At 69.4% G+C, this 7,942-nt stretch carries 11 protein-coding genes; 10 read left to right on the forward strand and 1 reads right to left on the reverse strand.

All coding sequences use genetic code 11. From position 1 onward, the window contains the following. Nucleotides 1-134 precede the first annotated feature (134 nt). Nucleotides 135-359: a hypothetical protein gene (locus tag CVO76_RS10785; RefSeq protein ID WP_208739235.1), complete on the reverse strand. Its 225-nt coding sequence runs from the start codon at nucleotides 357-359 to the stop codon at nucleotides 135-137. Between the two features lie 388 nt (nucleotides 360-747). On the opposite strand from CVO76_RS10785, the gene CVO76_RS10790 reads away from it, so the two are divergent. From CVO76_RS10790 to CVO76_RS10835, 10 genes are all read left to right on the forward strand, one after another. Continuing rightward, a complete protein-coding gene (locus CVO76_RS10790) occupies nucleotides 748-1,479 on the forward strand; it encodes a GAF and ANTAR domain-containing protein (RefSeq protein ID WP_208739236.1) in 732 nt (243 codons plus the stop codon). Next, complete coding sequence (locus CVO76_RS10795; RefSeq protein ID WP_208739237.1) at nucleotides 1,476-1,769, forward strand: hypothetical protein; 294 nt, start codon at nucleotides 1,476-1,478, stop codon at nucleotides 1,767-1,769. The genes CVO76_RS10790 and CVO76_RS10795 overlap by 4 nt, the downstream gene beginning before the upstream one ends. A 33-nt stretch (nucleotides 1,770-1,802) precedes the next feature. Further along, nucleotides 1,803-2,099 (forward strand): hypothetical protein, encoded by a 297-nt coding sequence (locus tag CVO76_RS10800; protein WP_208739238.1) that lies wholly within the window; start codon nucleotides 1,803-1,805, stop codon nucleotides 2,097-2,099. A gap of 140 nt (nucleotides 2,100-2,239) precedes the next feature. Beyond that, complete coding sequence (locus CVO76_RS10805) at nucleotides 2,240-2,488, forward strand: hypothetical protein (RefSeq protein ID WP_208739239.1); 249 nt, start codon at nucleotides 2,240-2,242, stop codon at nucleotides 2,486-2,488. Between the two features lie 98 nt (nucleotides 2,489-2,586). Further along, nucleotides 2,587-3,774: a Gfo/Idh/MocA family protein gene (locus CVO76_RS10810; RefSeq protein ID WP_133082468.1), complete on the forward strand. Its 1,188-nt coding sequence runs from the start codon at nucleotides 2,587-2,589 to the stop codon at nucleotides 3,772-3,774. Next, nucleotides 3,771-4,925: a dihydrodipicolinate synthase family protein gene (locus tag CVO76_RS10815; RefSeq protein ID WP_208739240.1), complete on the forward strand. Its 1,155-nt coding sequence runs from the start codon at nucleotides 3,771-3,773 to the stop codon at nucleotides 4,923-4,925. Before CVO76_RS10810 ends, CVO76_RS10815 begins: the two co-directional genes overlap by 4 nt. Then, nucleotides 4,922-5,812, forward strand: coding sequence for a sugar phosphate isomerase/epimerase family protein (locus CVO76_RS10820; RefSeq protein WP_208739241.1), 891 nt, complete (start codon nucleotides 4,922-4,924; stop codon nucleotides 5,810-5,812). The genes CVO76_RS10815 and CVO76_RS10820 overlap by 4 nt, the downstream gene beginning before the upstream one ends. A gap of 9 nt (nucleotides 5,813-5,821) precedes the next feature. After that, nucleotides 5,822-6,211, forward strand: a complete 390-nt coding sequence (locus CVO76_RS10825; protein ID WP_208739242.1) for a nuclear transport factor 2 family protein — start codon at nucleotides 5,822-5,824, stop codon at nucleotides 6,209-6,211. Nucleotides 6,212-6,370: 159 nt separating this feature from the next. After that, a complete protein-coding gene (locus CVO76_RS10830) occupies nucleotides 6,371-7,162 on the forward strand; it encodes an SRPBCC family protein (protein ID WP_432206094.1) in 792 nt (263 codons plus the stop codon). Between the two features lie 155 nt (nucleotides 7,163-7,317). Next, nucleotides 7,318-7,942, forward strand: a 625-nt coding sequence (locus tag CVO76_RS10835) for an NADP-dependent oxidoreductase (RefSeq protein ID WP_208739244.1), incomplete at its 3' end; no start/stop codon positions are given.

Genomic DNA, 7,942 nt, shown 5'->3' on the forward strand with positions numbered 1-7,942 from the left:
TCGGACGGCGTGCCCTCCAGCTCGCGACGGGAACGGCCTATGACGGCGCAGTCGCGGAAAACGGCACAGGTCCGGCCCCCATCCCCACGGAGACGATCATCAGGGGCAGTACGCCGCGTCGTTAGGACGGGGCATCACAGGGGCAGGATCGGCCCGGGTGCGGCCGTCCGGCGGGCCAGCTCCGAGACGTCGTCCAGCGGCAGCTCGGCGACCTCGGCGACGACCTCGATGTCCTCGCCGTGGCTGAGCGCCTCGGTCACGGCTTCCTTCAGGATCAGCTCGGCGCGGTCGAGCTCGAACTCGACATCCTCCTTGTCCGCTGCTGCGACGCGGATCTTCTGCAGATCACCGTTCGTCATGGCGTTGCGCGTACCTCACTTCCTGGCTCGACGGCATCGACTCCGGCGCACCTCCTCCAGGGCGGCCTCCGGACGGCTCGTCCGAGGCGCGGTGTCGGTGGCATCGTCGAGACAATCCTAACCAGACACCTGCCTCCACGAGATGAAAAGCAGGTGACGGATGCCTTGCCACGGGGTGGACCGGCCCCGCACCGAGCCGGCCGGCAGCCCCGGCGTGCAGCACCTACCCGCACGCGGTGTCCGCCGCAACAACCATCTGCATCACGGCGCCCATTCCCCTCCCGCCCGGCTAGGATGGGAGCAGCGGATCGGCGGCAACGTGCGATCGTGGTCTAGCAGAAGGCCCGTGGCGCCGGGATCAGGCCCGGCATGACGTTCGAGGCTACTGATGGACCTATTTCCCCCCTCCAACGAGTTGGGTGCGACGCTCGGTCGCATCCGCGGACTCGTGCTCACGCAGGAGACGGCGCAGCACGCCGTCGACCTCCTCGCACAGGTGGCGCAGGAGACGACACCCAATGCGTCGGGCGCGGGCGTGTCACTCATCCACGAGTCGCAGCGGACCAGCGTGGGCGCGACGGACGCGCTCGTCCGCACTGCCGACGATCTCCAGTACACCCTGTCCGAGGGACCGTGCCTGACGGCGTGGTCCACACGGTCGCCGGTGACGATCGACGACACGAGCACCGACGTGCGGTTCCCGCAGTGGAGCGCGGCGGCGGCCGACGCCGGCGTCCGGTCCTGCTTCAGCGTGCCCCTCCTGAGGGGCCGCGACTCCCTCGGCGCCATGAAGGTCTATTCGACCGTCCCCGCCGCGTTCGACGACGCCGACCGTGCCCGCCTCACGAGCCTGTCGATCGCCGCCTCCGCCCTGCTCGGACACGTGCAGACGTCGGAGACGTCGACCCGGATCAGCAGCGAGTTGCGCGAGTCGCTGCGCTCGCGCGACCTCGTCGGCATCGCGAAGGGGATCCTGATGGAACGCGAGGGCCTTACCGAGTCGGAGGCACTCACGGCACTGACCGCCCGTGCCCGCATCACCGGGGTGCCGTTCCGGCAACTCACCGCGGACATCGTGAACGGTCACGGTGACCACGGATCGGAGGATGCGTCCCGATGACATTCCCCTACTCGGAGGAACAGCGGGCGATGATCACCGCGGCCATCGTCGAATCGGGCTTCTCGACGGGTGAGGTGTGGCTCCACTACTTCTCGCTGAGCGGCGAGGTGGACGAGTACGAGGTGGAGGCCTACCTGGCGGGCCTGATGCCGATGCCCGCCCTCGAATGCGACCTGCTCGCCCTCGCCGTGAACGAGCTCATCGACGAGCTGCCCCCCAGGCGCCGCGCACCGTTCGGCGACGAGCTCGTCCGGGCGCACGCGGGAACCGGGGACGCCCCGTCGCCGTGATCGAGTGTCGGACCCGCGGCATACCCTCGTCGCATGGCAGAACGACCGGGGTGGCACGGCATCCCTCCCAGCGCTGACAGGTTCATCCCACCGCTCCAGCTCGATACTCCTTCCACCGGCATCACGGAGCCCCTGCGATCGCCCGCACTGTGGGTGGATCTCGACTACCCCGACGGCTCCATCTGCACCCGGAAGGGTTTCGCCATGGCCTGGACGGACACGGCCGTGCGTGCCCAGTGGATCGAGTACTCACGGGCGCGGGAAGCGTGGGTCGACGCCGCACGGTGCCGGCGTCGGGACCTGAAGCCCTCGGCGGCGCACGCCGCCTGAGCGCACCCGCTCAGGTTCCCGCCCGTCGCCCTCGTAGAGTGGGCGCATGGACAAGCCGGCATGGCACCCCGCGGTGCGCACGGGTGGGCGTGGCTAGGGCCGCCGGCTGGCACGGCCTCCCGCCGACCACGCATCGGTTCATGGCCCCGCTCCAGCTCGCAGCACCCACCGAGGGGATCACCGAGTCCGTCTCCCCCGCGCCGGCCCTCTGGGTGGACCTCGAGTACCCCGACGGCTCCCGGCAGACCGTCCGTGCATTCGCCATGGCGTGGACCGTTTCGGCGGTACGCGCCCAATGGGTCGAATTCTCCATCGCCCGCGAGGCGTGGGTGCGCCCGGACCAGTGCACCCGGCGCGAGATCCCTGGCCGTCCCGGCCCGGGCCGCTGACCCTCCCCCGGCCGCTTATTGTCACCTCCTCCTTCTTCCCCTACACTCTGGGTAAACGCTTTCCAAAACAGCGTCACCGCCGGACCCAAGGAGTATCAATGTCAACGAGGACAATCGGGATCATCATGAACGGCGTCTCCGGACGCATGGGATACCGCCAGCACCTTGTCCGTTCCATCCTCGCCATCCGCGACCAGGGCGGAGTCCTCCTCGCGGACGGCACCCGGGTCCAGGTCGAACCGATCCTCGTGGGCCGCAACGAGGCCAAGCTCGCCGAGCTCGCCGCGAAGCACGGCATCGAGCACTACTCCACCGACCTCGACAGCGTCCTCGCGGATCCCACCTGGGAGATCTACGCCGACTTCCTAGTCACCAAGGCGCGCTCCGCGGCGATCCGGAAGGCGATCGCCGCCGGCAAGGCCATCTACACCGAGAAGCCCACCGCCGAGACCGCCGAGGACGCCCTCGAACTCGCGAACCTGGCCGAGGCCGCCGGCATCAAGAACGGCGTGGTGCACGACAAGCTGTACCTCCCCGGCATGCAGAAACTCAAACGGCTCGTGGACTCCGGCTTCTTCGGCCGCATCCTCTCCGTCCGTGGCGAGTTCGGCTACTGGGTCTTCGAAGGAGGCTGGCAGGACGCGCAGCGCCCCAGCTGGAACTACCGTGCGGAGGACGGCGGCGGGATCGTCGTCGACATGTTCCCGCACTGGAGCTACGTACTGGAGAACCTCTTCGGGAAGGTCGAGTCCGTCTACGCCCGCGCCGTCACCCACATCGACGAGCGCGTCGACGAGCAGGGCCGCCCCTACAGCGCCACGGCCGACGACGCCGCCTACGCGGTGTTCGAGCTCGAGGGCGGCATCGTCGCCCAGCTCAACTCGAGCTGGACCGTACGCGTGAACCGTGACGAGCTCGTGCAGTTCCAGGTGGACGGCACGCACGGATCCGCCGTCGTCGGGCTGTTCGGCTGCAAGATCCAGCCGCGCAACGCCACCCCGAAGCCCGTCTGGAACCCCGATCTCGAGGACACCCACGACTACGACGCCGACTGGATCGACGTGCCCACCAACGAGGTGTTCGAGAACGGCTTCAAGACCCAGTGGGAGGAGTTCCTGCGCCACGTGCTGGAGGACGGCCCGCACCCGTACGACTTCCTGGCCGGCGCACGCGGGATGTACCTCGCGGAGCAGGGGCTGGAGAGCTCGCGCACCGGGCGACGACTCGACCTGCAGGACGTGCGCACCACCGCGTCCTCGCTCGAGGAAGCGATCACGCTGGCATGATCACGCTCGTCGACGCGGTCGGGGCCACCTCCACCGTCGAACTGAATCCCGCGCCGGCGTTCTCGAAGCCCGCGGCGCCCCTGAGCAGCCGCACGGTGTACGCGGCGGCGCACGTGGTGCCCCGGGCCACGGCGGACAACGTCCCCGGCTCGCCCGCGGACCTCGACTGGGACGCGACCCTCGCCTTCCGGCACCACCTGTGGTCGTGGGGCCTCGGCGTCGCGGACGCCATGGACACCGCGCAGCGCAACATGGGGCTCGACGCCGCGGCGACGCGCGAGCTCATCTCGCGCAGCGCCGCGGAAGCGCGCTCCGTGGACGGTGCCCTCGTGGTCGGCGTGAACACCGACCACGTCGACGACGCCGTGATCGGGCTCGAGGCGGTCATCGACGCCTACAAGGAGCAGCTCCACTTCACCGAGGACGCGGGCGCCTCCGTCGTGCTCATGGCGAGCCGCCACCTCGCACGTGCCGCCCGTACCGCCGAGGACTACGAGAGGGTGTACTCGGAGGTCCTCGCCGCCGCCGGCGCCCCCGTGATCCTGCACTGGCTCGGCAGTGCGTTCGACCCCGAGCTGGGCAGCTACTTCGGCTCGTCGGACACCGATGCGGCGTCGTCGACCCTCCTCAAGATCATCGCGAACTCGCCCGACAAGGTGGCCGGCGTGAAGATGAGCCTGCTGAACGCGGACTCCGAGCGGGCCGTTCGGTCACAGCTCAACGCACCGGCACGCATGTTCACCGGGGACGACTTCAACTACGTCTCCCTCATCGGTGGGGACGCCTCGGGCTACTCCGATGCACTCCTCGGCGCCTTCGCGGCCCTCGGTCCGCACGCCTCGGCAGCGGTCCAGGCGCTCGACGCCGATGACAGTGCGGCGTACGGGCGGATCCTCGGCCCCACCGAAGCCCTGTCACGCCAGATCTTCTCGGCACCCACGTTCTACTACAAGACGGGGGTGGCCTTCCTCAGCTGGCTCAACGGACACCAGGCCGGTTTCGGCATGGTCGGTGGCCTGCAGGCCGCCCGGAGCCTGCCGCACCTGTCGGAGATCGTCCGCCTCGCCAACGAGTGCGGGGCCCTCGAGCAGCCGGAGCTCGCCCGCGAACGCTGGCACGCGCTGCTCGCCGTGGGCGGGGTGGCAGCATGAGCACGCCGAACGGGCGCCTGTCCATCAACCAGGCCACCATCAAGTACGCCCCGCTCGCCGACGCCCTGCAGGTGACCTCCGACGCCGGGATCACCAGTATCGGACTGTGGCGCGACTCCGTGCAGGCCGCATCGCTGCCCGAGGCCGGGCGGCTGCTCGCGGACTCCGGACTGCGCTTCTCCAGCCTCTGCCGCGGCGGGTTCTTCACCGTGCCGGAGGGCCGTGCACGCCGTGCGGCCATGGACGACAACCGGCGGGCGATCGAGGAGACCGCGCACCTCGCGGCCTCGGGTGCCCCCGGGTCCGTGGCGATCCTCGTCATGGTCGCCGGCGGGATCCCGCAGGGATCGAGGGACATCGCGGGTGCCCGCTCCATGGTGCACGATGCCCTCGCCGAACTGGCCCCCGACGCCGAGGCGGCAGGTGTCACGCTCGCCCTGGAGCCACTCCACCCCATGTACGCCTCGGACCGCGCCGTCATCTCCACCCTCAAGCAGGCCCTCGACCTGGCCGCGCCCTTCTCCCCCGCGACCGTCGGCGTCGTGGTCGACACCTTCCATGTGTGGTGGGATCCCGAACTGTTCCCGCAGATCGAGCGGGCAGGAGCGGAGCGCCGGATCGCGAGCTACCAGGTGTGCGACTGGAAGACGCCCCTCGCGGCGGACGTCCTGCTGTCGCGCCACTACCCCGGGGACGGCGTCATCGATTTCGCCGGCATCACCCGGGCCGTGCAGGCCGCGGGCTACGCAGGCGACATCGAGGTGGAGCTCTTCAACCAGGACATCTGGGACACTCCCCCGGCCGAGGCCGTCGCGCGCACGGTCGAGGGCTTCGAAGCCTCCGTCTCCGCACACCTGGGCCACCTGAGCGGCGACCTACGCCGGTAGCATCGGCCTATGGAATCTACCGAGGTCGTCCGACGGTACTGGTCGTCGGTGTGGAGCAGGGACTGGAACGCGGTGGGCCAGGTGCTCGCGGAGGACGTGGAGGTGTTCTGGCCCGTGACACGCGAGGTCATCCGCGGCCGGGACAACATGGTGGCCGTGAACTCCGAGCATCCGAACGGGTGGAGCATCGACGTCCTCAACGTCTACGACACCGGTGACGTCGTCGTCTCCGAGGTCCAGGTACCGCAGGAGGACGTCGGGATCTTCCGGGTCGTGTCCATCTGGACCGTGGCCGACGGCGTCATCACCTCCGGCCGCGAGTACTGGACGCTGTACGGCGGCGAGGAGGGCAGGGACTGGCGGCGCAAGTACGTGAGCATCGGCGACCTGCCCTCCTGAGGACCGCGAGGACGGTGCAGGCACGCACCGCCGCACGACCGGTACTGGCAATAGTCCCGACCACACCATATGCTAAGCATGCTGATGATTTGGTCAGTGACCGTACCCACCCCAGACAAGGGAGGCATGATGAGCACGAAGGTCGAAGAAACCGTTGTAGTGAATCTTCCAGTGACGACCGTGTACAACCAGTGGACGCAGTTCGAGGAGTTCCCGCACTTCATGGGCGGCATCAAGCAGATCACCCAGCTCAGCGACGACCGTCTCGAGTGGGTCGCGGAGATCGGTGGCATCCGCCGGCAGTGGGAGGCGAGGGTCCTCGAGCAGGTGCCCGACCGTAAGGTCTCCTGGGCTGCCACGGAAGGTGCCACCAATGCCGGCACTGTCTCCTTCGAGGACCTCGGCGGCACCACGCGTGTGAACCTCACACTCGAGTACGAGCCCGAGGGCCTCGTCGAGAAGGTGGGCGACAAGCTCAACGTCGTGGAGAACCAGGCCAAGGCCGACCTGCACAGGTTCAAGGAATTCATCGAGTCGGAGAGCTACGCCACCGGCGCCTGGCGTGGGACGGTCGCCGGGCAGCCCGGGACCCCCACGGTCGATGACGCCGAGCAGTCACGCGGTGACAGCGGAAAGGCCGGCGTATCCGGCAAGGTCGCGGCGGGAGTCGGGGTAGCCGCGGCAGCTGCCGTGGCCGGCGTGGCCGCAGCGGCAGCGAGCAAGGGCAAGGAAGACGAGGAGGAGACCGTCGTGGAGACGGTCCCCGTCGTCGACGCCGCGCCCGTCGTCCCCGAGACCACCCCGGTGGTCGACGACGTGGACGTCATCGACGTCGACCCCGTCCCCGCAGCGGACGGCGTCCCGGGCACCGGAGTCCCCTCCGAGAGCCAGGGCCTCCGGGATGACACACTGGCCGACGGCGACCCGAGGGATCGTCGAGGCACTCTGTAGTCCCAGGACCCACGCAGGGGCCGGATTCCTTCGGGAGTCCGGCCCCTGCCCTGTTCCCGGGCGACCTTCTGGAGCCCGAGGTGGGAACCGGGGAATTACGTGGTTGGCAACGTAGTTGTGTCCTTCACCAACCCACCCCCATCCAGGAGAGCACCATGGACACCCCGACCCCCACCACGAACATTCCGAACACCACGAACACCACGACCGACGCGGACATCCTTCCCGCCGACCCGGCAGGCCGGCAGGGCCGGGCAGAAGCCACCATGAGGGCCCTCGTCCTCGACGGCTTCGGCACGGAGGACGGTTTCGTACCGAGGGATGCCCCCCTCCCCGTCCCGGGAACAGGCCAGGTCCGCATCCGCGTCCGCGCCATCGGCATCAACCCCCTCGAGACCAAGATCCGGAAGGGGTGGATGGCCGAGGTAATGCCGACGACCTTCCCCGCCATCCTCGGGAACGAACTCGCCGGCGTCGTCGACGCCGTGGGCGACGGCGTGCAGGGGATCGCCGTCGGGGACCGCGTCGCAGGATTCGCGGCGACCGGCTCCTATGCCGAATACGCGCTGAGCCGGGCCGACACCGTCGCCCGGGTGCCCGACGGTCTCAGCTTCGAGCATGCCGTCACCATCCCCACGGGTGCCGAGACCACCCGGCGCGCACTCGCTCCGCTGCGGATCACCAGGGGCGAGACCGTGGTCGTGAACGGCGCGGCGGGCGGCGTGGGAAGCATGGCGGTCCAACTGCTCGTCGCGGCGGGGGGTGAGGTGGGGCGGCCGG

The sequence above is a fragment of the Arthrobacter agilis genome (assembly GCF_002953615.1).
In the GTDB taxonomy this organism is placed as follows: Bacteria; Actinomycetota; Actinomycetes; order Actinomycetales; family Micrococcaceae; genus Arthrobacter_D; species Arthrobacter_D agilis_B.